This is a genomic window from Anaeromyxobacter dehalogenans 2CP-1, assembly GCF_000022145.1.
In the GTDB taxonomy this organism is placed as follows: domain Bacteria; phylum Myxococcota; class Myxococcia; order Myxococcales; family Anaeromyxobacteraceae; genus Anaeromyxobacter; species Anaeromyxobacter dehalogenans.
Genome location: NC_011891.1, coordinates 3,023,061 through 3,046,055, shown reverse-complemented (window position 1 = coordinate 3,046,055; position 22,995 = coordinate 3,023,061). Strand labels below are relative to the sequence as shown.

The following is a 22,995-nucleotide window of genomic DNA, read 5'->3' as shown; positions in this document are numbered from 1 at the left end:
GGCCGTCATCCCGGCCTCCCCGCCGCGGGGCCGCCATATTGCCGGGTGGCGATGGGGCTCGGAACGGGGAGGACGGGGCGGGAGCGCCCGCGCGGCGCGCCGGGGATGGCGTCCCGCGCCCGGGCCTCGGTCTGGCCCGCGGCGCTGGCGGTCGGCGTCGTGTCGGTGCTCGGCGTCGCCGCGCTGGGCGTGCGGACGCAGCGCATGGCGAGCGAGGCGTGGGACCGTCTGCTCGACGAGAACGTGGCGGCGCTGGTGGACACGGAGCGGCTGGCGACCGCGAGCGAGCTCGGCCTGCGCCTCGCGCGCGACGCCGCGGTGGATGGCGAGCCCGCCACCGTCCGCGCGCTCGGCCGCAACCAGGCGGAGGTGGCCGACCTGCTCGGGCGCGCCGCGGCGCGCGCGAGCACCCCCGAGGAGCGGGAGCGCGTGGCCGCGCTCGCGGGGGATCACGCGCTCCTGTGGCGCCTGGGCGAGCAGGCGGCGATGGAGCGGCTGGGCGGGCAGCCGGCGGGGGTGGTGGCGAGGCGGTTGCAAACCGCGGCGGGCCCGGTGCGGCGCCGCATCGACGACGGGGTCTCGGCGCTGGTGCGGGCCCACGAGCAGGACCTGGCCCGGGCGCGCCAGGCCGTGGCCGCGGGCGAGCGCCGCGGCCTGCTCGCGCTGGCCGGCGCGGCGGCGGTGGCGGTGGCGCTCGCGGTGCTGCTCGGCGCGTGGCTGCGCCGCAGCCTCGGCGCGCTCCGGCGCAGCGAGGCCCGGTTCCGCGCCACCTTCGAGCACGCCGGCGTGGGCATGGCGCACGTGTCGCCGGACGGCCACTGGCTGCGGCTCAACCGCCGCTACCGGGAGCTGCTGGGCTGCGAGCGCGAGAACCTGCGCGGCGCCACCGTGCTCGACCTGACCCACCCCGACGACCGCGCCGCCGAGGCGCAGCGCAGCGCGCGGCTGCTGGCGGGCGACCTCGACGGCTACGCCGCGGAGGAGCGCCTGCTCCGCCGCGACGGCGGGACGCAGTGGGTCAACGTGACCTGCGCCGCGGTCCGGGACGGCGCGGGGCGCGCGCGCTACCTGGTGCGGTCCGCGGAGGACGTCTCCGCCCGCCGCCGGGTGGAGGAGGAGCTCCGGGCCGCGGTGCGCGCCCGCGACGAGTTCCTGCAGGTCGCGTCGCACGAGCTGCGGACGCCGCTCGCCACGCTGCGCCTCCAGGCGGAGGCGCTCCGGGCGGCGCTGGCGCGCGGAGGGGCCGACCCGGCGCGCGCGGTGGCCCGGGCCGACGCGGCGCTGCGGCAGACCGCGCGCCTCGACGCGCTGGTGGACGCGCTCATCGAGGTCTCGCGGGCGGGCCAGGGCGCGGTGGCCCTGCAGCGCGAGCGGCTCGACCTCGCCGAGGTTGCGCGGCGCGCGCTGCGCCGGAGCGTCGACCAGGCGTCGCACCACGGCATCGAGCTGCACCTGCGGAGCCGGAGCGTGCCAGCGTGGGGGGACCGCGCGCGGCTCGAGCAGGCGCTCGGGCACCTGCTCTCGAACGCGGTCCGCCACGGCGCGGGGCGACCGGTGGAGATCCGCGTCGAGGCCGCGGGCGCGCTCGGCCGCATGGTCGTGGTGGATCACGGGTCCGGCGTGGCCCCGGCCGACGCCGAGCGGATCTTCGGCCGGTTCGAGCGGGCGACGTCGTGGCGCCACCATGGCGGCCTGGGGCTGGGCCTGTTCCTGGCGCGGCGCATCGCCGAGGCGCACGGCGGCACGGTGCGCCTGGAGCCGGCGGACGGGGAGGGGACGGCCTTCGTGCTGGAGGTGCCGCGCGAGCTGCCGCGCGAGGACCTCGCCGTTCACGGCGCCGGCGAGCCGTCCGGCGAGGATCAGCCGGGGCAGGCGCACTGATCACCAGGGGATGAGCCGCCCGTCGCGGAAGAACCCGCCGCTCGGGCCGTCGTCCGGGAGCGTGGCCAGCCAGACGATCCCCTCCGCGCCGCGCTCCACCGAGCGGGGGGCCTCCTCGCCGCCCATGCGCGTCCGGACCCACCCCGGGCACGCCGCGTTCACCTTCACCGCGGGGCCGGTCACGCCGGAGAGCTTGAGCGTGAGCGCGTCGAGCGCCGCCTTGGAGATGCTGTACGGCGCCGGGCCCTCCAGCCCCTCGCCGAACGATCCGGAGCCCGACGAGACGTTCACCACGCGCCCCCAGCCGGCGCGCTGCATCGCCGGCACGAGCGCGCGGCACAGGCGGAGCGGGCCGAAGAGGTGGACCTCCATCGCCTCGCGGAAGGCCTCCTCCGGCGCGCTCAGCACGCCGCCCTGCGGGTACACGCCGGCGTTGTTCACGAGCACGTCCACGTGGACGGCGTCGGCGGCGAGCTGCGCGAGGGCGGCGTCCACCGAGGCGGGACGGGACAGGTCGATGGCGAGGGCGCGGGCGGCGTGACCGCGGGCCGAGAGCGCGGCGGCGGCGTGGGCGCCGGCCGCCGCATCGCGCGTCCCCAGGAGCACCGCCATCCCGCGGGCGGCCAGCGCCTCGGCGACCGCCAGCCCGATCCCACGGTTCGCGCCCGTGACGAGCGCGGTGCGGCGGGGCGGGCGATCGGATCCGGTCATGCCGACGGCATGCGCCGGATCCGGTCGCGAGTAAAGCCCCCGGGCGCGGGCCCGCGCGCGCCCGCGCAGCGGCGGGTCAGTTCGGCGCCGTGATCGTCCGCGTCGTCGCGTACGCGCCGCAGGTCGTGGTGACGGTGGCGGTGAACTGCGCGCTCGCGCCGGGCGCCAGCTCCACGGTGGCCGGCGAGACCGACACGCCGAGGATCCGGTCGCTCACCGTGACCGCCGCGACCTTGCTCGCCGTCCCGCTCGCCTGGCTGGTCGCGACCACGTGATACGTGCCGGCCGCGTCCGGCGCGGTGTAGACGCCGCCCGACGTGATGGACCCGCCGGCCGCGCCTTCCTGGACGGACCAGGTCACCGCGCCGTTCGCGGCGCCGGTGACGGTGGCCGTGAAGGTGAGCGTGCGGCACGCGTCCACCGCGCCGCTGACGGGCGAGAGGCTCACCACCACCGGCCCCGGCAGCGTCGGCGCGCTCACGGTGACCGTCGCCTCGGCCGTGGCGGTGGGATCGGCGACGCTCGCCGCCACCACGTGACAGGTGGCCGCCGCGCCGGGGGCGGTGTAGACGCCGGCCGCGCTCACGCTGCCGCAGCCGGACGGCTCGCGCACGGTCCAGGCGACGCTCGGGTCGATGGCGTTGCTGACCGTCGCGGTGAACGCGACCGTGCCGCCCGCGCCCACGGCGGCCGTCGATGGGGAGACGGTCACCGAGATCGGCGCCGGCGTCGGGGTGACCACGACCTTCGACCGGCCCTTCGCCAGTCCGTTGCCCTTGCTCGTCGCGCTGACGGTGTAGGTGCCCGCGGCGAGCGGCGCGACGTAGCTGCCGGTCTGGCTCACGGTGCCGGCGTCGGCCTCCCAGGTGACGCCCGTGTCGGCGGTGCCGGTCACGACGCTGGAGAAGTCCACGGTCCCGCCCGGCGCGACCTGGATCTCCTTCGGGCGGACCTCGACCGTCACGGTCTGGCCGGCGGGGGGGAGCGGCCCCTGCGTGGAGGTGGAGCCTCCGCCTCCGCATCCGGCCAGGGCGGCCAGGACGGCGAAGGCGAGGAGCAGGCGGGTGATCGGCATCTCGCTTTCCTTGCGGGCTGGGGTGGCGGAACCCCCGGTGAGCCCTGGGTGCGTCCCGCGATCCGGTGTCGTTGAATCGTGGGGCAAAATCCCACGACGCACCGGGTCAGCAAAAGCCGCCAAAGCAGCGGCGCCGCCGTGGGCAGACAGCGCACATCTCCTTGCATCGGTTGTAGGTTTCCGGCGTCGGGCGGGGCCGCGCGAGCGCGCGCGGTGGCGGGATACGTCCCGGGGCCGCGCACGCACGCATCGTGAATCCGTCGCTGCCGCGCGCCGTCGCTCACCGCCCCGGGTGGCCTGGGGCTTCCCACCGACTCCCGGGGGATGGATCGTCGCAGGGCCGGAGCATACAGTCGCACCCCCATGAGGGGTTTCCGGCGTGACGGCGGGGTGTACGCGCTGTTCTTCGTCTCCGGCGCGGCCGGCCTGGTCTACCAGGTGGCGTGGTCGCGCCTGCTGAACGAGATCTTCGGCGTCACCGCGCACGCGGTGACCGCGGTGCTCGCCACGTTCCTCGGTGGGCTGGCGCTCGGGAGCTGGCTGCTCGGGCGCGCGGCGGACCGCTGCCGCGACCCGCTGCGGCTCTATGCGCTGCTCGAGCTGGGCGTCGCGGTCACGGCGATCGCAGGCACCGCCGTGGTGCGCGCCCTCGATCCGGTCCACCTGTGGGCCGCCTCGCGGCTCGCGCCGGACTCCCTCGGGCTGCTGCTGGTGCGGGCGGGACTCGCGGCGGTGGTGGTGCTGCCGCCCACCGTGCTCATGGGCGGCACGCTCCCGGCGATCACGCGGGCCCTGGTCCGCCGCATCGGCCACCTCGGCCGCGAGCTGAGCTTCGTGTACGCGCTCAACACCGCGGGCGCGGTGGCGGGGAGCGTCGCGGCGGGCTTCGCGCTGATCCGCGCGCTCGGGGTGCACGGCACGCTGTGGGCCGCCGCCGCGGCGAACGTGGCGGTGGGGCTCGGGGCGCTCGCGTTCTCGCGGGCCCGCGGCGCGGCCGGGGCGCCGCCGCCCGCCGTCGAGGCTCCCGCGCCCGCGCCGGCGGCGGGCGCGGCGTCCGGGACCGGGTGGATCCTCGCCGTCATGGCGCTCTCGGGCGTGTCCTCCCTCGCGCTGGAGGTGATCTGGACGCGCATGCTGATCCTGATCGTTGGCACCTCCACCTACGCGTTCGTCACCATGCTCACCGCGTTCCTGGTGGGCATCGCGCTGGGGAGCTTCGTGGCGCGCGCGTTCGTGGATCGGGTGCGGAGCCCGCGCCGGGCGTTCGGCTGGGTCCAGGCCGGCATCGCCGCGTCCACGCTCGCGACCCTGCCGCTCATGGGCGCGCTGATGGGCGACGCGCAGCGGTGGATCGACGGCCTGGAGCTCCGGTGGGAGGCGCTGCTCGCCGGTCGGTTCGGGCTCAGCTTCCTGGTGATGATCGTCCCGACCACGCTCATCGGGATGACGTTCCCGCTCGCGGCGCGGATCTGGGCCCGCTCGCTCGACACGCTGGGCGGGCGCCTCGGGCAGCTCTACGGCGCGAACACGCTCGGGAACATCGCCGGCGCGGTGCTGGGCGGCTTCGTGGTGCTGCCGGCCGTGGGGATGCAGCGGGGCGTCGCGCTCATGGCGGTGCTGAACCTGATCGCCGCCGCCTGGGCGCTCCTCCCCGCGCGCGAGGACCACCGGCGGCCGGCGGTCCTGCTCCGCGCGGCGCCCGTCTCCGCCGGTCTGTGGGCGTGCGCGCTGCTGGTCGCGCTCTGGCGGCCCGCGCCGTTCGGCGCCACCGAGGAGGGCCCGGACGATCCGGTGCTGTTCTACCGCGAGGGCCTGGTCTCGACGGTCAAGGTGATCCAGCGCGCCGACGACGGCCGGCAGCGCGTCATGCTGGTGGACGGGGTCCGCATCGGCCAGAGCAGCGAGGGCGTGGACCGCAAGCAGCAGGTGCTGGCGCACTTCCCGATCCTTCTGCGCGACCGGCCTCCGGCCCGCGTGCTCACCATCGGCCTCGGCACCGGGATCCTGGCGGGCGAGGTGGCGCGCCACCCCGGGGTCGAGCGGGTCGACGTGGTCGAGCTGTCGCCCTCGGTGATCGAGGGTGCGCGCCTCTTCGACCGCTTCGACGGCGCGGTGCTCGACGACCCGCGCGTGCGGGTGGTGAACGACGACGGCGTGGCCTTCCTGCGCCGGAGCGCCGAGCGGTACGACGCGATCATCTCCGACGGCAAGTCGCGGTCCGGGCACGCAGGGAACGCGCAGTTCTACTCGCAGGACTACTACCGGTCGGCGCGCGCCCACCTCGCCCCCGGCGGCGTGATGATGCAATGGGTTCCGCTCGACGTGCCCGCGGCGGACCTCCGCGTCATCCTGCGCACGTTCGAGGAGGCGTTCCCCGACACCTACGTGTGGATCGCGCAGTCGTCGTGCTTCCTGGTCGGGCTCGACGGCCCGCTGGCGCTGGACCTGGCCAGGGTCCAGCGGGTGCTCGACGCGCCGGAGAGCGACGACCTGCGCCGGCACGGCTGGCGGACGGCGGCCGAGGTCGTGGCGCTGCTCGCGGCCGACCGCGAGACGCTCGCACCGTGGCTGGCGCTGGAGGACACCGTCAACACCCTGGAGCGCCCGGTCCTGGAGTTCTACGCGCCCGCGGAGCTCGCCGTGCCGCCCGGCGTGCGCGCCGCCGCGAACCTGGCCACGCTCGGGACCCTGAGCCGCGGCATCCCTCCCACGGCGCGGGTCACCGGCGGCGACCCGGCGGCGCTGGCGGACGGCGCCCGGGCCGAGCGGCTCCTGGTCGCCGGGGTGGCGGCCCTGGGTCGCGGGGACGCGGCGGGCGTCGCCCAGCTCGAGGCCGCCGCGCAGGCCGCGCCCGCCGACGGCGTGATCCGCCAGGCGGTGGCGGAGGCGCTGGTGCAGCTGGGGGTGGACGCCGACCGCTCGAGCGATCTCGCGCGTGCCGAGGGCCTGTACCGCGCGGCGATCGCGGCGTGGCCGCGCTTCGCGACCGCCTGGGTGAACCTCGGTCGCGCGCTCGCGCTCGAGGGCCAGGTCCCCGAGGCGCTCGCCGCGGAGCGCCGGGCGCTGGACCTCAACCCGGAGTCGGGCAGCGCGCACCGCTGGGCCGCCGAGCTGCTCCTCGGGGTGGGCCGCCCGGGCGAGGCGACCGATCACGCGCGCGAGGCCGTGCGGCTCGCCCCCGGCGCCGCCCGGCTCCGGGCGGCGCTCGGGACCTCGCTCGCGATGGCGGGCCGCTTCGACGAGGGGCTGCGCGAGCTGCGCGAGGCGGTCCGGCTCGATCCGCGCGCACCCGAGCCGCTGGGCCGCACGGCGCTGCTGCTCGCCACCCGGCCCGGCGCCACCGGCACGGACGCCGAGGAGGCGGTGCGGCTCGCGTCGCGGGCCCGCTCGCTCACCGACGGCCGCGATCCCGCCGCGCTCGAGACGCTCGCGGCCGCGTATGCCGCCGCGGGCCGGTTCGGCGACGCGGTCGCGGAGCAGGGCAGGGCGGTGGAGCTGCTGGAGCGCGCGGGCGCCGCGCAGGCGGGCGACGCGCGCGCGACGCTGGCGCGCTACCGGTCGGGCCAGCCGCTCCGGCTGGAGGCTCCGGCGGCGCCCTGACGCGAAGTCGTCGCGGCCGGCGACGCGCCCGCGCGGCGATCGAACACCGGCGCGCGCACCGGCCCCCCGGCTCGCGCCGGGCTCACTGGCAGCGCGCCGCGTCCGCGAACGGGCAGGCGAAGACCCGCGAGATGCTGGCGCCGCCCAGGCTGGAGCCGATGGTGAGCACGCCACTCGAGAGGTCCGGGACGCCGCCGGTGGCTCCGGCGGGCAGCACGGACGTGGCGGCGCCGTCCACGTAGGCGGTCAGCGCCCCGCTGCTGGCGTCGGCGCAGGCGGTGAACCGGTGCAGCGAACCCGGCGGCCACGAGTCGTAGGGCAGCGTCGAGGCGCTGCACGCCGACGTCGCCGCCTGCCCCGGTGCCTCCGTGGCGAAGCAGACGCGGGGGTCGAGGTAGAGCCGGGTGGACTGCGTGGCCGCGTCGTCGATGAACGTGAGGACGATCCCGCCGACGTCGGCCCACGCGCCGTCCGCGACCAGCTCCGCGCCGATGCAGTAGCCGGTCGTCGAGGTCCGCTCCGCGAGCGGCCGGCGGTAGCCGAGCTGGGCGTTGCCGGGGACCGTCCCGTCCACCACCGGGACGGGCCACCGCCCCGGGTTCGCGTAGGGAGGCAGCGGGTAGCCCTGACCGTCGGCGCCGGTCGCCGTCTCCCCCGCGACGCGCCGCGGGACCCACACCGCGCCGTTCGCGAGACGCGTGCCTTCCGCAGCGCCGACGATGTCGCGGAACGTGTCCACCGTCGCCGGGCGCGTGTCGAAGATCACCTCGTAGACGGAGGCGTCCAGCGTGGGGTCGTCGCCGGTCGGGTACGAGCCGATGGACAGCGGCAGGGCGGACTCGTCGGAGAACGCGGTGGCGACCGCGGTGGCGAGCGCGCCGCTCTGGCCATGTGCGCCGGCGAGGATCTGCCCGCCGGCGCGCCCGCCGCACATGTAGTCGAACGCGTAGGTCTCGACCGCCTCCGGCGTCACGCTCGTGTCCGGCGACATGATGGCGCCTCCGGCGGTCGCCGTGAGGTAGTGGAAGCAGTAGGCCTCGTGCATCTGCATGAGCGCCCAGCCTTCCGGCCACGCCGCGGTGGGGAACTCGGCCTGCCCGCGCGCCACCAGCGTCTTGTTGGGCGCCGTCATCCCGGGGTGGAGGCCGGGCTTGAACTTCACGCAGACCGTGAAGTCACCGGAGGTGTCCACCGCGCTCGCCCCGTGCGCCGCGTCGGCCACGAACCGGGTCGCGCCGGTGGCCCATGGGCCGACCAGCGTCTCCGCCGGGCTCCAGAGGCCCACGGCGGTGGTGGACGGCAGCGCGCCCTGCGGGACGAAGGTGATGCGGCCATGCGTGTCCGCGAAGGTCGTGCCGCTCCAGACCACGTGCGCGGCCGTGGTGGGCTGCTCGACGAAGGCGTGGGGCGGCGGTGCCGTCCCCACCGCGTGCGGCGTCCAGTCGAAGGCCTGCCGGGGCGACGGGGCGAGCACGGGGTCGGCGTACAGCCCGAACGCGAAGGCGTCGGCGACGCCGTCCTCGACCTTGGTCCCGGTGAGCACGCAGAAGCCGCCCGCCGACGGCGGCGTCCACTGGAAGGAGGACGCCGCGGCGCCGGGGACGATGGCGCCGCCGCAGCCGTCCCGGAGCGCGTAGGTGGCGGCGCCGGGGGCCGCCCCGGGGTCGAGCGTGATCCCGATCGTCTGGCCGGAGTGGACCGCCATGCGGCAGGTGCCGTCGGCGCCGGTGCGGCCGACCGTGCAGCCCGCCTCCGTCGCGGCGGGGGAGGGGTAGGCGGAGATGGCGCCGATGGTGGTGCGGGGCACGAACGTGCCCACGATCGACACCGACCCGGTGGCGCTCCCCGGCGCCAGCACCTGGATGGCGACCGCGCTCGCGTCGGCGAGGCCGTTCGCGGTGGCGGTCAGCGTGAGCGCGCAGGCGCCCGCCGCGCTCGAGGACCAGCTCGTGGACTCGGCGGCCGGCGTGGTGAAGGTTCCGGAGGCGCAATCCTGGGACCATGCGTAGGTCACGGCCGCGCCCGCGGGCGCCACCACGCGCGCGCTCAGGGCGATGGACTCGCCCACGAGCGGCGTCATCTTGGAGGCCGAGAGGGCGACGATGATCGGGCCCTGGCCCGGCGTGGGGCCGGGGCCGGTGCTGTCCACGATGCGGAGCGTGACCTGGGAGGCCGCGTTCGCCTGGATGGCGACGGTGGCGGCGCCGGTGCCGACGACGGACGGGCCCGCATACACCGAGACCGTGATGGTCTGCACGCCGACGGGCAGCGTGAGCACGCCGCCGAAGGTGCCGTCCGGCTGGTGTGCCAGGTCCTGCGTGACGTTCGCCGGCGAGGCGAACACCCTCACCGCCGTCACCTGGTCCGGCGCCGTCAAGGCGTCGGTCCGCACCACCGTGACGACCTGCCCGACCTGCGAGCCGCCGCCACCGCTGCCGCCACAGCCCGCGATCACGAGCGCGAGCACCGTCGAAGTCTTCGTCATCGGTCGGGCCCCCCGCGCCCCCATCCCCGGTCGCTCGGCGGCGTCGATCCGCCGGCAGCGCCATCCCCGTGACGCGCCACCAGAGCAGGCGCCCGACGTGCACGCCATCCCACGATCACGTGCCGTACGGAACGTGTACCCGGCGTCCGGTTCCTCGCTCGGGGGGTGAGGACGCCACGCGGGCAGGCGCCGGCGGGACCGCGTCGGCGCGTCCCGTCGTCGGCCCCGCCGCGAGCGCCGCCGCGTGGAGCCGCTCCATCCGGCGCGGCGGCAGGCGCGCCGCCCGCTCGCGTCCCGGAGCCGCGAGGGAGCGCGACGAGGACCCTTTGGTGTGGTTGCGGTCATATGAACGAGTCGGCATATGACGAAGCGTGGAGACGTCCTTCGCCGCCATCGCGGAGCCGAACCGCCGGGCCATCCTGGGCCTGCTCGCATCCTCGGAGCAGTCCGTCGGCGAGATCGAGCGCCGGCTGCGGATGCCGCAGACGTCGGTGTCCAAGCACCTCCGGGTGCTGCGCGAGGCGGGCCTGGTGGAGGCGAGGGTCGAGGCGCAGCGGCGTGTCTACCGGATCCGGCCCGAGCCGCTGCGGGAGATCGACGCGTGGCTCGCGCCGTTCCGGCGCTTCTGGACGGCCCACGTGGACGCGCTCGAGCGCCACCTCGATCGCATGGAGCAGGCCTCACGGAAAGGAACGAAGCGATGAGCAGCCGCGAGTACGAACCCGGCGCCGCGTCCGGGGCCGAGGTCCGCAAGGATGGCGAGCGCTGGACCCTGGTGCTGGTGCGGGATCTCCGCCACCCGCCGGCGAGGGTCTGGGAGGCGCTCACCGATCCCGCGCACCTCGCGGAGTGGGCGCCGTTCGACGCGGACCGGACCCTGGCCGCTGCGGGGCCGGTGACCCTCTCGACCGTGGGCACGCCGACGCCGCAGGTGTCCGCGTCCACCGTGAGGCGGGCGGAGGCGCCGAGGGTGCTGGAGTACACCTGGGGCGACGGCGAGCTTCGCTGGGAGCTCGAGCCGCTCGCCGGCGGCACGCGGTTGACGCTGTGGCACGGCATCGACCGGCGCTTCGTGTCGTGGGGCGCCGCCGGGTGGCACGTCTGCCTGGACGTGCTGGACCGGCGCCTGGCGGGCGAGCCCATCGTACGCATCGTCGGGCCGGACGCGATGAAGCTCGCCGGCTGGCAGCGCCTGGTCGGTGAGTACGCGGCCCGGCTCGGCGGGTAGCCGTCGAACCCGCGAACGGACATCGAGGAGCATCGCATGGAAACGACCCTGCAGGCGCCGGCCCGTGCGGCCGAGCCTTCGCGCCCCCGCGCCACGACCGCCGCCGCGAGGGCGGTCACCGCGCTCTGCTGCGTCCACGTGACGTTCACCGCCCGCGCGCAGCCCCGGGACGCACTCCGATGACCGCGCGCGGACCCGAGGCCGGGACGAAGAAGGCAGCGCCGGAAGGCTCCGCCTCCGCGGAGATCGACCGGAAGATCGCGGCGCTCGGCGACTGGCGCGGGGAGACGCTCTCGAGGGTACGCGAGATCATCCTCCAGGCCGACCCGGACATCGTCGAGGAGCTGAAGTGGATGGGCACGCCGGTCTGGTCGCGCGGCGGCATCGTGTGCACCGGCGAGACCTACCAGAGCGTCGTCAAGCTGACGTTCGCCCGCGGCGCCGCGCTGCCGGACCCCGCGCACCTGTTCAACTCCAGCCTGGAGGGCAAGGTGCGGCGTGCCATCGACCTCCGCGAGGGCGAGGCCGTCGACGCGAAGGCGCTGAAGGCGCTCGTCCGCGCCGCGGTGGCGCTCAACCTTGAGGCGAAGGGAAGGCCGAAGGCACGGAGGCCGGCCCGCCCGCGCCGATGAGACGCTCAGGTCGTCGCCACCAGCAGCTCCTCGGAGTTGCTGGGCGGGCGCAGGCCGTCCGGGCGGTCCGCGAAGCAGCGCGCGCTGAGAGAGCGTGAAGGAATCGGCCGGTGCCCCATGGACTGTGGCCGCCGGCCGTGATCTTCTCGGGGCGTGAGCGAACACGACGCGCCGCGGGTGGTGAGGCCGGTCCGAAATCAACTCTCGCTGCAGCCGACGGACCTCGAAGCGCTGGTCCCGGACGAGCACCCGGTTCGCGCCATCTGGACGTTGGTCGAGCGGCTGGACCTGTCGGCGTTCTACGACGAGATCGCGTCGCGCGGCAGCAATGCTGGGCGGCCAGCAACGGACCCGGCGGTGCTGCTCGCGCTGTGGCTGTTCGCCAACTCGGAGGGCGTGGGGAGCGCGCGGTTGCTCGAGCGGCTGTGCGAGCGGGACGCGCCCTACCGCTGGATCTGCGGCGGGGTGCCGGTGAACCACCATACGCTCGCCGACTTTCGCGTGGAGCACGGGAAGAAGCTCGACCGGCTCATGACGCAGGTGCTGGCCGCGCTCATGAAGGAAGGCGTGGTGCAGCTCCGGCGCGTGGCGCAGGACGGGATGAAGGTCCGGGCGAGCGCCGGCGCGGCGAGCTTCCGGCGTCGTCAGTCACTGGAGCGCTGCCGCAAAGAAGCCGAGGAACAGGTCCGAAAGCTCAGGCGCGAGATCGAGAGCGATCCGTCAGCTTCGACGAAGCGTGTGCAGGCTGCGAAGGAGCGGGCCGCGCAAGCTCGGCTCGATGCCGTCGAGGCCGCACTTGCGGAGGTCGAAGTCGTCGAGAAGCAGCGCGTCGAGCGAGACGAGAAGAAGCCCTCGGACGCGAGGCGTCGCGGCGAGATCCGCGTCAGCACCACGGACGCGGAGAGCCGCGTGATGAAGATGGCGGACGGTGGGTTCCGGCCCGCCTACAACGTGCAGTTCGCGACGGACGAGAGCGGTGTCATCGTGGGCACCGACGTCACGAACAACGGTACCGACCAGCCGCACGTCGTGCCGATGCTCGACGAGATCCGGCGCCGAACGGGCGAGACGCCACGCGAGTACCTGGTCGACGGTGGCTTCGTGACGCTCGACAACATCGAGGCCATCGCAGAGCGGGGCGCGACTCCGTATGCGCCGCTGCCGAAGCCGAAGAGCAAAGCCGTCGATCCGCACGCTCCGAAGCGCAACGACACACCTGCGATCGGGGCCTGGCGCGTGCGGATGGGGACAGAGGACGCCAAGCGCGTCTACGTGCAGCGCGGCGTCCTCGCCGAGAGGACGAACGCAGATCTCCGTGTGCACCGGCGACTCGACCGGCTGAACGTCCGAGGGCTGGTAAAGGTGAAGACGATCGTGCTGCTCGCCGCGATCAGCTTCAACATCATGCGTCTCATCGCGAGCAGACTCTCGGCCTAATCGCCTCCGGACGGGACTCCCGGCGCCGGACCGAGCTCCGCCGGCTGAACGAGCCCTCCGACGCCCCTGCGTCCCCGAAGGTGGGCGCGTCTCGACCCCGGGCGCCTGCCCGCGCCGCTTCCCTCAGCGCGGACGGATTACTTCACGGTCCCTGAGAGCACGTGAACCCATCCCCTCCCGTCGCCGCGGCGGCCGATCCGCGTCGCATCGCGTCGTTGCTCCTCCCTCACATGCCGACGGGCATGCTCGGTCGTCGCGCCTCGCGCTGCTCGCGTCTCGACCGCCTGGCTCGGTCCGGGGATGGATTCACGCGCTCTGAGCGCGTCCGCCGAGACGTGCCTCGCCGCGGCGAAGCCCGCGCCTCGCGGCTCGAGCGCTTCCGGCGGCGTTGGCCCATCGCGCGGAGGACCGGCACGACGGCGATCGCGGGAGGTCCGCGCTCACGGACTGGCGGCGAGACGCCGCTCGATCTCGTCTCGCTCGAGCGAAGGCTCCGGAGCGAGCTCGAGGAAGCGGCGCCAGGCGGCCAGCGCCTCCTCGCGGCGCCCCAGCTGCTCGCAGACCACGCCGAGCTTGTACCAGACCCCCGGCAGCGTCGGCGCGATCGCCGCAGCCTCGCGGAAGCGCGCCTCGGCGCCCTGGAGATCGCCGGCGGCGTAGGCGGCCAAGCCGAGGTCCGAGAGCGCGGGGGCGTGCCGCGGCTCGGCCGCGATCGCTCGCTCCCAGAGCTGGACGGCGCCCGGTGGATCCCCCTGGGCCCAGCGCCGGACGCCCATCCGCCACAGCGCGTCCGGATGGCGGTGTTCCCGCGCGAGGACGCGGGCGTACAGCTGCTCCGCCTCCTCGGCCCGGCCGAGCTGCTCATAGGCGACCCCGAGCTGCACCAGGGCGTCCGACTGGGCGTCGGGCCGCACGGCCAGGATCTCCGCCGCGCGCGCGAAGGCGGCGGCCGCTCCGGCCATCTCCTTGCGCCCGAGCAACTGCGCGCCATAGGTGAGCTGCATCTGGGCCGAGGCCGGCTGGACCCGCACGCCCTCGGCAAAGATGGAGAGGCTGTTCGACCAGGCCCGTGCGTACCACGCGCCGCGGACCGCCAGCAGCGCGAGCGCGACCCCGGTGATCGTGCGGAGCGCTACGCGGCGCGGTCCCTCGAGGACGGTGGCCATCACCGCGGCGACCCCGAGGACGAAGCCGACGCTGGGGAGGTAAAGCAGCCGTTCCCCGAAGATCGTCCCGATGGGGACGAGCAGGTTCGACGCGGGGAAGACGCCGAAGGCGTAGATGGCCGCCGCGGCGAGCCGCACGCGCCGGCGCCGCCCGGGCCAAGCAGCGAACGCGGCCGCGCCTGCGAGCGCGGCGACCGCCAGGGCCAGGCGCGGGTCGAGGGCGGAGGCAACCGGCGGGATCGCGGCGTACGAGTAGTCGGGCGACAGCGTGGCCGGCGCGATCGAGAGCTGGAGGCCCTTCCCGAGCACGACCAGCGCGGTCGCGATCCGCTCGAGGAGCGGTGCATCGGCGATCGGGTTCACCAGGAAGATCGTGCCCGGCATACCCAGGCTTCCCAGCACGGCCCAGCGGGCGGCGAGGTAGGCGCCGGCGGCCGCGAGGTAGGACGCGTAGAGCGTGGCCGCGCGGCGCGGTGCGGCGCGGACCTCGGCGCGGCGGAAGAGCAGGTCGAGCGCGACGATCAGGCCGATCAGGACGAGCCCGGTCTCCTTGGAGAAGGCCGCCAGCGCGCCGAGCAGCGGCGCGGCGACGAGTCGGAGGCCTCCGCGGCGGAGCGCGACCGGGTGGAGGAGCACGGCACCCAGGGTGAAGGCGGTGACCAGGAGCTCCTTGCGCCCGGCCACGTTCGCCACCGCCTCCACGTGGATGGGGTGGACCGCGAAGAGCAGGCCGGCCAGCGTGGCGGCCGCCAGGGGGAGCCCGAGCCCGAGCGCGAGCCCGAGCACCAGGACGGAAACGGCCGCGTGGAGCAGCAGGTTGACGAGGTGATAGCCCGACGGGGCGAGCCCGTGGACCGCGTGATTCAGGGCGAAGGAGAGGGTGGTGAGCGGCCGGTAGGTGGCGGACCCCTTGCCCGATCCTGCCCAGTCGCGATGGGAGAGGATAGCCGGTACCCCCTCGACGCCGCGGAGGTACGCGTTCTCGACGACCTCGACGCGGTCGTCGTACGCGAACCCGTGTCGCAGCGTGTGGAGGTAGGGGAGGACCGCGACGAGCGCGACGGCGAGGGCAGCCAGCCGGACGGGGCGTCGTGGAGAGCGGTCCATCGAAGATCGGCCGCGGATGCTACCACCGCGGGCGAGGCGCGGTCACCTGGCGGCAGGCCCGCCCGCGCCGATGAGCGACGCTCAGGTCGTCGCCACCAGCAGCTCCTCGGAGTTGCTGGGCGGGCGCAGGCCGTCCGGCCGGTCCGCGAAGTAGCGCGCGCTGAGCGCGTCCGCCGAGACGTGCCTCGCCGCGGCGAAGCCCGCGTCGCGCGCCAGGGCGAGCATCTCCCCGGGCTCGAAGAAGCTCAGCCACGGCGTGCCGCTCGCGCGCGCGCCGCGCGCGGCGGCCTCGACGCCCGGGCGGATCGCCGGCTCGACGCGCTCGATGGGCAGCATGAACGACATGACCAGGGTCGAGCCCGCCGCGAGCGACGCGACGGCGCGGAGCGTGGAGGCGATGGCCTCCCGCGTGAGGTACATGCTGACGCCGGTCGACGCGACGACCGCCGGCCGCCCCGCGTCGAAGCCCGCGCCGCCGAGGCGGGCGAGCCACGGGTCGCCGTGCTCGAGATCCACCGGCGCGAACCGCAGGAACGGCGGGACGGCGAGGCCGAGCTCGTCGAGCCGCCGCCGCTTCCAGGCTTGCGTCGCCGGCTCGTCCACCTCGAACACGCGCAGCCGCGCGCCGAGCTCCGGCCGGCGCAGCGCGAACGTGTCCAGGCCGGCCCCGAGGACGACGTACTGCCCGACGCCGCGCGCGACCTGCTCCTCGACGAGGTCCTCGACGAAGCGCGCGCGGGCCACGATCGACGCGCGGAACGGACGCGTGAACGCGCCCATGTCGGGCCGCAGGCGCCAGCCTTCGTCCGGGCCTGCCAGCGCGAGGCCGACGGTGTCCTCGAGCACGTGCGGCGGCGGGTCGGCGAGCACGTGCAGCGCGCGCCACAGCGCCACGCGCACTGCGGTGGGATCGGGGATCTGCCTCGGGCGGTCCGACATGTTGCGTTTCCGGGAAGGGCGGCAGGTGGCGCCGCGCTCGTGTGCTACGGCGTCCAGCCGGGCAACGCCGCCGCCTGCTTCACCCAGCTCGCCAGCTGCGTTTCGTCGAGGTCGTTCTCGTGGAGGTCGATCCAGCGCGCGTCCTTGCCCGTGCCTCCGGGGGGAGCGGGGCGCAGCGACGTGCCACGGAAGAAGGTCACCTTCACGTAGCGGGAGAAGGTGTGGAACGACAGGAACCAGCCCTGGCCCTCGATGCCGTAGAACGGCGAGTTCCACTTCACCGCCTTGCGCACGCCGGGCACGCTGCCGACGACGAGCGCGTCGAGGCGCCTCGCGACGTCGCCCTTCCAGCCCGTCAGCGCGGCGACGTACGCCTGAACCGGCGCGTCGCCGTCCGCCTTCGCGATCTGCGGGTTGCCCCCCGCGAGCAGGACCACCTTCCCGTTCGCGCGCGGCCTGGCCTTCGGGCGCGCGGTCGGCGTGCGCACGGACGTGGCGGCGGATGGGCGTCGCCGGGTGGCGCTGGACGTGGCCCTGGGCTTCGGTCGCGGCTTGGCTCGCATGCGCACGATTCTACTGAACGTGCGACCGCCTGGCCCGGGCGAAGCTGGGGCCTGAAAAGACGAACAGCCCGGCGAACCGTCGAGCGACGGTCCGCCGGGCTGTCGAAGATGGCTCCCCAGGCATGACTCGAACATGCGACCCGGTGATTAACAGTCACCTGCTCTGCCAACTGAGCTACTGGGGAATGGCAGGGGCGCGAATCTAGAGAAGGGCCGGGGCGTCGTCAAGGGGGTAGCGCCCCCGCCCGGTGCATCGGCCGCGCGGGTGCCCGGTGCCGAGGCAGGCGTCCCTCGGCCTCCGGGGCCGGGAAGTCGTGCAGCGTGCCCCGGCCGCTATACTCCTCCGGTGATCCTGCCCGGCTTCGAGCACCGGCCCGGCCTGCACTGCGGCTCCACCGCGCTCGCGGACGCGCTGCGCGTCCGCGGCGTGGCGCTGTCCGAGCCGATGGCGTTCGGCCTGGGCGCGGGACTCGGCTTCTACTACCTCTCTGCGCCGGAGCTCTCGCCCAGCCACCTGTTCGTGGGCCGGTCGGCGCACCTGGAGCGCGCCGCCTGCGAGGTGCTCGGCGTCTCCGCCGTGGAGCGCGGCGCCGACGATCCCGCCGCGGCCTGGGAGGGCGCGCGCGCCGCCCTGGAGCGTGGGCTCGCGCCGATCCTGTCCACCGACCTGGCGGAGCTGCCGTACTGGCACAGCCGCACCCGCTTCGGCGGCCACCGGGTGGTGCTCGCGGGCCACGACCCGGCGCGCGGGATCGCCTGGCTGGCCGACACCGACCGGCCCGGCCTGGAGGCCGTCCCGCTCGACGCGCTGGCGCGCGCCCGCGCCTCCATCGCGCCGCCGTTCGGGACGGGCGGCAACCCGTGGCTGGAGGTGGACGCGCCGGCCCCGCCGCGCCCGCTCGGCGAGGCCGTGCGCGAGGCGCTGCGCCGGCAGGCGCGCGAGATGCTGCTCGACCCGGACGGCTTCGCGGGCGTGTCGGCGGTCGAGCGCTTCGCGGCGGAGCTGCCGGACTGGCCGGCGCGCGCGACCGGCGAGGCGGACCGGGCCTGGTGCTTCCGCTACGCCTGGCAGGTGATCGAGAAGCGCGGCACCGGCGGCGGCATGTTCCGGGCGCTGTACGCCCGGTTCCTGCGCGAGGCGGAGGCGGCGGTCCCCGGCCTCGCCGCGCTCGGGCTCGCGGAGCGGATGGACGCGCTCGCGGCGGGCTGGAGCGCGCTCGCCGGGGCGATGCGGGCGGTGGGCGAGGCGCCCGGGGCGGCGGTGTCCCCGGAGCTGGCGGCGCAGGCGCGCGCGCTGGCGCAGGCGGAGCGGCGGTACCACGAGGACGTGGCGGCGCGGGTGCCCTGATGACGGCGACGAGAGATCTGGAGGGCCGTGCGCGCGCGCGCTTCGCCGAGCTCCTGGGACGCGACCCGGTCCCGCTCGACGAGGCGGCGCTCGCCATCGCGCAGGAGGAGTACCCGGCGCTCGAGCCCGAGGCGTACCTCACCCGCCTCGACGAACTCGCCGCGCGCGTGGTGCGGCGGGTCCCCGGGCCGGTGCGCGCGGCGTCTGCGCTCCGCGCGTTGCGCGAGGTGCTCCACGACGAGGAGGGGCTCCGCGGCAACGACGACGACTACTACGACCCCCGCAACTCGTTCCTCAACGACGTCCTGGATCGCCGCCTCGGGATCCCCATCACGCTGGCGCTGGTGTACATGGAGGTCGGGCGGCGCGCCGGGCTGCGGCTGGAGGGGGTCGGCTTCCCGGGCCACTTCCTCGCGAAGTACGTCTCGCCCGGCGGCGTGGAGGTGTTCGTGGACGCCTACCACGGCGGCGAGATGCTCTCGGCCGACGAGTGCGTGGCGCGCTACAAGGCGCGCACCGGCGGCAAGGACCTCGACGCGCGCTACCTCGCCGCGGTCTCGCCGCGCCAGCTCCTCGCGCGCATGCTGCAGAACCTGAAGCGCGTCTACGCGGAGCGGAAGGACGACGTCCGGCTGTTCTGGGTGCTCGACCGCATCCTGCTGGTCACCCCGGACCAGCGCGAGGCGCTGCGCGATCGCGGCCTCGCCGCGGCGCGGCTGGGCGGGGCCGCCGCCGCCATCCGCGATCTCGAGGCGTACCTGTCGCTCGCGCCCGCGGCCGGAGACGCCGAGGAGGTGCGGGCGGCGGTGGCCGGGCTGCGGGCCGGCCGCGGCGCGCTGCTCAACTGACCGGCGGCTCGCGGCCCTCCAGGCGCGGGAGCCGGAGCCGCTCCACCGGCGTGCCGCCGACCAGGTGCCGCTCCACGATCTCCGGCACGTCGGCGGGCGAGACGTGGCCGTACCAGACGCCCTCCGGGTAGACCACGATCGACGGGCCGAACGCGCACGCGTCCAGGCACCCGGCGCCGTTCACGCGCACCTGCGCCTTCAGCCCGCGCCGGGCGACCTCCGCCTTCAGCGCGGCGCGGATCGCCTCGCTGCCCTTGTTGCCGCAGGCGCCGCGCGGATCCGACGGGTCCCGGTGGTTCTCGCAGACGAAGACGTGATGGCGGAAGCGCATGGCGCGGATCTAGCGCTGGCGCCCGCGCGCCGCCAGGTCAGGGATCGCGCGGCACGAGCTGGCCGCGCGGCACGACCAGCAGCGCGCCGCCCGAGACGGCCAGGTCCTCGCCGACCAGGTGCCCCGACGCCTCGCTCGCGAGGTAGAGCACCGCCTGCACCACGTCGTCCACCTCGCCCAGGCGGCGGTTGGGCAGGGTGGCGGCGATGGCGGCCCCGGTCTCGTCGAGCGCGGCCTCCGCCATGGGCGTGCGGATCCAGCCAGGGGAGACGAGGTTGACGCGCGTGCCGGGGGCGAGCTCGACCGCGAGGCTCATCGCGAGCGACTGCAGCGCGCCCTTCGACGCCGCGTAGTGCGCGTGCCGCGCCTCGCCGCGCTGCCCGGCGGTGGAGCCGATGAGGACGACGTTGCCGCGCCCGTCGTGCCCGAGGTGCGGGAGCGCCTCGCGGACCAGGTAGAACGCGCTGAACACGTTGACGCGGAAGATCTCCTCCAGCCGGTCGGCCTGGAGGGTCGCGATGGGCGCCTCGTTCCAGATCCCTGCCGAGTGGACCAGCTGGTCGAGGCCGCCCAGCGCGGCGGCCGCCTCGCGCACGCACGCGACGCAGCCGGCCTCGGTGCCCAGGTCGGCGCCGATCGCCATCGCCTGCCCGGGGTGGCGCGCCGCGAGCGCCTCGGCCGCGGCCCGGTGGGATCGGTACTGCACGGCGACGCGCGCGCCCTGGCCGAGCAGCGCCTCGGCGATGCCGAGGCCGATGCCGGAGGAGCCGCCCGTCACCAGGGCCCTGCGTCCCGCGAGATCGGCGTACCGCGCCACCACGGTCATCGCGCCCTCCTGGCGCGCCCGGCCGGCGCGCGGCGGCCCGGGCCCCATCGTGCGCCCTCGAGCACGTCGAGCACCTGGACGAAGCTGGAGATGGCGAGCGGCCAGCGCCCTTGCGCCTCGTCGGCCACGTGCCGCTGGGTGATCTTCCGCGCGGAGATGACCGCGAGCCGATCGCGGTATTCCTTGGACACGTAGGTGCCGTACTCCGCCCACACGCCCACCGCGCCGCACGCCTGCGCCACCGCCATGTCCTTCTTGACGTTGTCGCCGACGTAGATCACCTCGCGGCCGCGCAGGCCGAGGTCGGAGAGGATGCGCCGCAGGCCGGCCGGGTTCGGCTTCTCGGCGTCGCGCGGGAGCTCCACCACCGGCGTCTTCCCGCGGTAGTGGCCCTCCTCCTCCTTGCGCCGGATCTCCGGGGCCACGTTCTCCGGGAGCGGGAAGAACGGGAGCGTGTAGAGCGCGTCGAAGTGGCCGTCGAGCTTCAGGTGCTTCAGGCGCAGCTCGGCCGCGTTCCGCGGCGCGTCGGTGAGCGCCACCACCTTCAGCCCGCGGCCGCGGAGCTGGTCGAGCGTCTCGCGCACGCCGGGGTAGGGCTTCAGGTACCGGTCGCGCGCCGCGCGGAACGCGAGCCGGGCCGGGTCCACCACCAGCGCGTTGAACGAGTCGAAGTCCGCCTCGTACGGGCGGAAGATGTCGGACAGCTGGATCGCGAACGGGTACTCGTTCGACTCGTACTGTGCGTACACCGCCTTCAGCGACTGGACGATCCGGATGCGGGGCAGCCCGGTGGTGGCCGCCAGCGAGTCGATCATCGCCTCCAGGGCGGGGACGATGTAGTCCACCCACGGATACAGCGTGTTGTCGAGGTCGGTGACGACCGCCCGGATGCTCGGCACGCGCGCATGGTAGCCGGGTGGGGCCGCAGCCGCCACCGGGGACACGCCTTCCGGCGGTCCCTTGCTAATATCCGCGCGTGACCGCGAACGAACGCTTCCAGGTGATCACGCCCCTGCACGACGCCGCCGGCTGGCGGCGCGCCCTCGCGGTGGACCGGCGCGGGGGCGCCCCGCGCGCGGTGGTGCTCGCGTACGCGCCTCCGGGGCTCACCGACGACCCGACGCGGCTCGCCGCGCTGGTGCGCGACGCCGAGGCCGCCGCGCGGGTGCACCACCCGAACGCCGTCCCCGTCCTCGGGCTGGAGACGCTCGGCGAGGCGCTGGTGGCGGTCGAGGCGCACCGGCGCGGCGCCACCCTGCGCGCGCTGCTGGACGGCGGAGGGCGCCTGCCGCCCGAGCTGGTCCTCCGCGCCGGGCTGGACGCCTGCGCGGCGCTCGCGGCCGTCCACGCGGTGGACGCGGGGGAGGGCCAGCCGCTCGCCCACGGCGCGCTCGCGCCGGAGCGGGTGCTGGTGGCCGACGACGGGTCCTGCCTGCTGTCCGGGCTCGGCACCGGCGGCGCGGGGAACCCGGCCGGCGACCTTCGCGCGCTCGGCGCGATCCTGCACGAGTGCCTGGCCGGCGAGCCGCCCCCGGCGGCGCCGGTGCCGCTGGAGGGGCCGGGGATCCCGCCGGCGCTCGCCGCGGTGGTGGACCGCGCGCTCGGGGCCGGCGGCCACGAGCCGTTCCCGTCTGCGGACGCGCTCGGCGAGGCGCTGGCGGGCGCGCTGCCCGCCGCACCGCCGGAGGCGATGGCGGCGTACCTCGAGGCGATCCTTCCGGCCGGGGAGGGGGAGCGCGGGGAGGTGCTGCGGATGGTGGCCCGCGCGCTCTCGCCGGCGGGCGCCGAGCGCGCCGTGCCGGTGCGGCCCGCGCCGGAGATCACCGCCGAGGTCTCGGCGGAGCTGGTGGCGCCGTTCCCGGCGCGGCGGCCGGCGGCGGTGGTCACCCCGGCCACGGTCCCGGCCCCGGCCCCGGCGGCGCCCGTGGCCGAGGTGGCCGCCGCGCCGGCCACGGCCTCGGCCGCCCTCGCCGCCGCGGTGCCGGTCGAGATCCCTGCCCCGGTCCTGGTCGGCGCGGCAGCGGCCGCCGCCCAGCCGGCGCCGGTGTCGCTCGCGCCGCCACCCGACGCCGCCATCACCTTCGCCGCGCCCGCGCCGCCCCCGCGGTCGGCGCTGCCGATCGTGCTCGGGATCGCGGTGGCGATGGCCGGGGTGGGCTTCGGGATCGGCTTCGTGCTGTCCCGCTCCCAGCCGCGCGCCGCCGCCCCCGCCGCCGCGCCGATCGCCGCGGCCCCGGCGCCCGTCGCCGCGCCACCGGCGCCCCGCGCCACGGCGCCCGCGCCCGCGCCCGCGCCGGAGCCTCCGGCCGACGCCGCGCCGGCGGAGCGCACGCCGGCCGCCCCCGAGCCGCGCCGCGCGGCGGCGGCACCGGCGCCGTCGCTCGCGATCACCGCGGAGCCGGAAGGCGACGTCTACGTGGACGGCAAGCGGGTGGGGCGAAGCCCGGTGACGGTGCCGGTGTCGAGGGGCGACCACCGGGTCCGCCTGCGCAACGCGGCCGAAGGGGTGGACGTGCAGAAGCGGGTCACCGCGCGCGGGCAGGGCACGGCCGTACGCTTCGCGCTCGGCCGCGGGGTGCTCGCCGTGACCGCGCCGCCGGGCACCGAGGTCCGGGTGGACGGGCGGCGCGTCGGGGAGGGGAGCGTCAAGGTCCAGCTCTGGGAGGGCGCCCACCAGGTGGAGGCGCGTCTCGGCGAGGCCCGCGTGCAGGAGCGCTTCGAGCTCCGCCCCAACGAGACCTGGACCTACGCGGTGACGCCGACGCCGTAGCGCCCTTCGACCGCGCCGCTCGTCCCGAGCGTCGCGCCGCGACGGCGG

At 76.0% G+C, this 22,995-nt stretch carries 18 protein-coding genes and 1 tRNA gene; 9 read left to right on the top strand and 10 right to left on the bottom strand.

Annotated features, from left to right (window positions below):
• Positions 1–105: 105 nt before the first annotated feature.
• A complete protein-coding gene (locus tag A2CP1_RS13890) occupies positions 106–1,881 on the top strand; it encodes a sensor histidine kinase (RefSeq protein WP_012633857.1) in 1,776 nt (591 codons plus the stop codon).
• Here A2CP1_RS13890 and A2CP1_RS13885 read toward each other — a convergent pair whose 3' ends face one another.
• Both A2CP1_RS13885 and A2CP1_RS13880 read right to left on the bottom strand, forming a co-directional pair.
• Complete coding sequence (locus tag A2CP1_RS13885) at positions 1,882–2,592, bottom strand: SDR family NAD(P)-dependent oxidoreductase (protein WP_012633856.1); 711 nt, start codon at positions 2,590–2,592, stop codon at positions 1,882–1,884.
• Positions 2,593–2,668: 76 nt separating this feature from the next.
• Complete coding sequence (locus A2CP1_RS13880) at positions 2,669–3,667, bottom strand: hypothetical protein (protein WP_012633855.1); 999 nt, start codon at positions 3,665–3,667, stop codon at positions 2,669–2,671.
• 363 nt (positions 3,668–4,030) lie between these two features.
• Here A2CP1_RS13880 and A2CP1_RS13875 point away from each other — a divergent pair, with 363 nt between their 5' ends.
• The gene (locus tag A2CP1_RS13875; RefSeq protein WP_012633854.1) at positions 4,031–7,267 is read left to right on the top strand and encodes a fused MFS/spermidine synthase; all 3,237 of its coding nucleotides are present in this window, start codon (positions 4,031–4,033) and stop codon (positions 7,265–7,267) included.
• Between the two features lie 82 nt (positions 7,268–7,349).
• Here the strand turns inward: A2CP1_RS13875 and A2CP1_RS13870 are convergent, their stop codons facing one another.
• The gene (locus A2CP1_RS13870) at positions 7,350–9,752 is read right to left on the bottom strand and encodes a hypothetical protein (protein WP_012633853.1); all 2,403 of its coding nucleotides are present in this window, start codon (positions 9,750–9,752) and stop codon (positions 7,350–7,352) included.
• Between the two features lie 371 nt (positions 9,753–10,123).
• On the opposite strand from A2CP1_RS13870, the gene A2CP1_RS13865 reads away from it, so the two are divergent.
• The 4 genes from A2CP1_RS13865 (at position 10,124) to A2CP1_RS13850 (ending at position 13,049) form a co-directional block, all read left to right on the top strand.
• A complete protein-coding gene (locus A2CP1_RS13865; protein WP_012633852.1) occupies positions 10,124–10,456 on the top strand; it encodes an ArsR/SmtB family transcription factor in 333 nt (110 codons plus the stop codon).
• A complete protein-coding gene (locus A2CP1_RS13860; RefSeq protein ID WP_012633851.1) occupies positions 10,453–10,980 on the top strand; it encodes an SRPBCC family protein in 528 nt (175 codons plus the stop codon). Before A2CP1_RS13865 ends, A2CP1_RS13860 begins: the two co-directional genes overlap by 4 nt.
• A gap of 179 nt (positions 10,981–11,159) precedes the next feature.
• Complete coding sequence (locus A2CP1_RS13855; protein ID WP_012633849.1) at positions 11,160–11,612, top strand: DUF1801 domain-containing protein; 453 nt, start codon at positions 11,160–11,162, stop codon at positions 11,610–11,612.
• Positions 11,613–11,765: 153 nt separating this feature from the next.
• Entirely contained in the window at positions 11,766–13,049 is a 1,284-nt protein-coding gene (locus A2CP1_RS13850) for an IS1182-like element ISAde2 family transposase (RefSeq protein ID WP_012633848.1), read from the top strand.
• Positions 13,050–13,489: 440 nt separating this feature from the next.
• Here A2CP1_RS13850 and A2CP1_RS13845 read toward each other — a convergent pair whose 3' ends face one another.
• The 4 genes from A2CP1_RS13845 to A2CP1_RS13830 all read right to left on the bottom strand — a co-directional run bounded on the left by A2CP1_RS13845 (position 13,490) and on the right by A2CP1_RS13830 (position 17,009).
• Positions 13,490–15,322: a tetratricopeptide repeat protein gene (locus A2CP1_RS13845; protein WP_012633847.1), complete on the bottom strand. Its 1,833-nt coding sequence runs from the start codon at positions 15,320–15,322 to the stop codon at positions 13,490–13,492.
• Between the two features lie 81 nt (positions 15,323–15,403).
• Positions 15,404–16,261 (bottom strand): class I SAM-dependent methyltransferase, encoded by an 858-nt coding sequence (locus A2CP1_RS13840; RefSeq protein WP_012633846.1) that lies wholly within the window; start codon positions 16,259–16,261, stop codon positions 15,404–15,406.
• A 44-nt stretch (positions 16,262–16,305) separates the two neighbouring features.
• A complete protein-coding gene (locus A2CP1_RS13835; protein WP_012633845.1) occupies positions 16,306–16,749 on the bottom strand; it encodes a DUF1801 domain-containing protein in 444 nt (147 codons plus the stop codon).
• 184 nt (positions 16,750–16,933) lie between these two features.
• Positions 16,934–17,009: transfer RNA gene (locus tag A2CP1_RS13830), tRNA-Asn, on the bottom strand.
• Between the two features lie 161 nt (positions 17,010–17,170).
• On the opposite strand from A2CP1_RS13830, the gene A2CP1_RS13825 reads away from it, so the two are divergent.
• Positions 17,171–18,172, top strand: coding sequence for a BtrH N-terminal domain-containing protein (locus A2CP1_RS13825; protein ID WP_012633844.1), 1,002 nt, complete (start codon positions 17,171–17,173; stop codon positions 18,170–18,172).
• A complete protein-coding gene (locus A2CP1_RS13820) occupies positions 18,172–19,020 on the top strand; it encodes a SirB1 family protein (protein ID WP_012633843.1) in 849 nt (282 codons plus the stop codon). Before A2CP1_RS13825 ends, A2CP1_RS13820 begins: the two co-directional genes overlap by 1 nt.
• Here the strand turns inward: A2CP1_RS13820 and A2CP1_RS13815 are convergent.
• Genes A2CP1_RS13815 through A2CP1_RS13805 form a run of 3 tightly spaced genes read right to left on the bottom strand, consistent with a single transcriptional unit; the run spans position 19,013 to position 21,076 of the window.
• Complete coding sequence (locus A2CP1_RS13815; protein ID WP_011420273.1) at positions 19,013–19,351, bottom strand: (2Fe-2S) ferredoxin domain-containing protein; 339 nt, start codon at positions 19,349–19,351, stop codon at positions 19,013–19,015. The two genes, A2CP1_RS13820 and A2CP1_RS13815, sit on opposite strands and share 8 nt — an antisense overlap.
• A 37-nt stretch (positions 19,352–19,388) precedes the next feature.
• The gene (locus A2CP1_RS13810; protein WP_012633842.1) at positions 19,389–20,177 is read right to left on the bottom strand and encodes an SDR family NAD(P)-dependent oxidoreductase; all 789 of its coding nucleotides are present in this window, start codon (positions 20,175–20,177) and stop codon (positions 19,389–19,391) included.
• Complete coding sequence (locus A2CP1_RS13805) at positions 20,174–21,076, bottom strand: HAD family hydrolase (RefSeq protein WP_012633841.1); 903 nt, start codon at positions 21,074–21,076, stop codon at positions 20,174–20,176. Before A2CP1_RS13805 ends, A2CP1_RS13810 begins: the two co-directional genes overlap by 4 nt.
• Positions 21,077–21,153: 77 nt before the next feature.
• Here A2CP1_RS13805 and A2CP1_RS13800 point away from each other — a divergent pair, with 77 nt between their 5' ends.
• Positions 21,154–22,947 carry a PEGA domain-containing protein gene (locus A2CP1_RS13800; protein ID WP_012633840.1) on the top strand — a complete coding sequence of 598 codons (1,794 nt, stop codon included), beginning with the start codon at positions 21,154–21,156 and terminating at the stop codon, positions 22,945–22,947.
• Positions 22,948–22,995 lie beyond the last annotated feature (48 nt).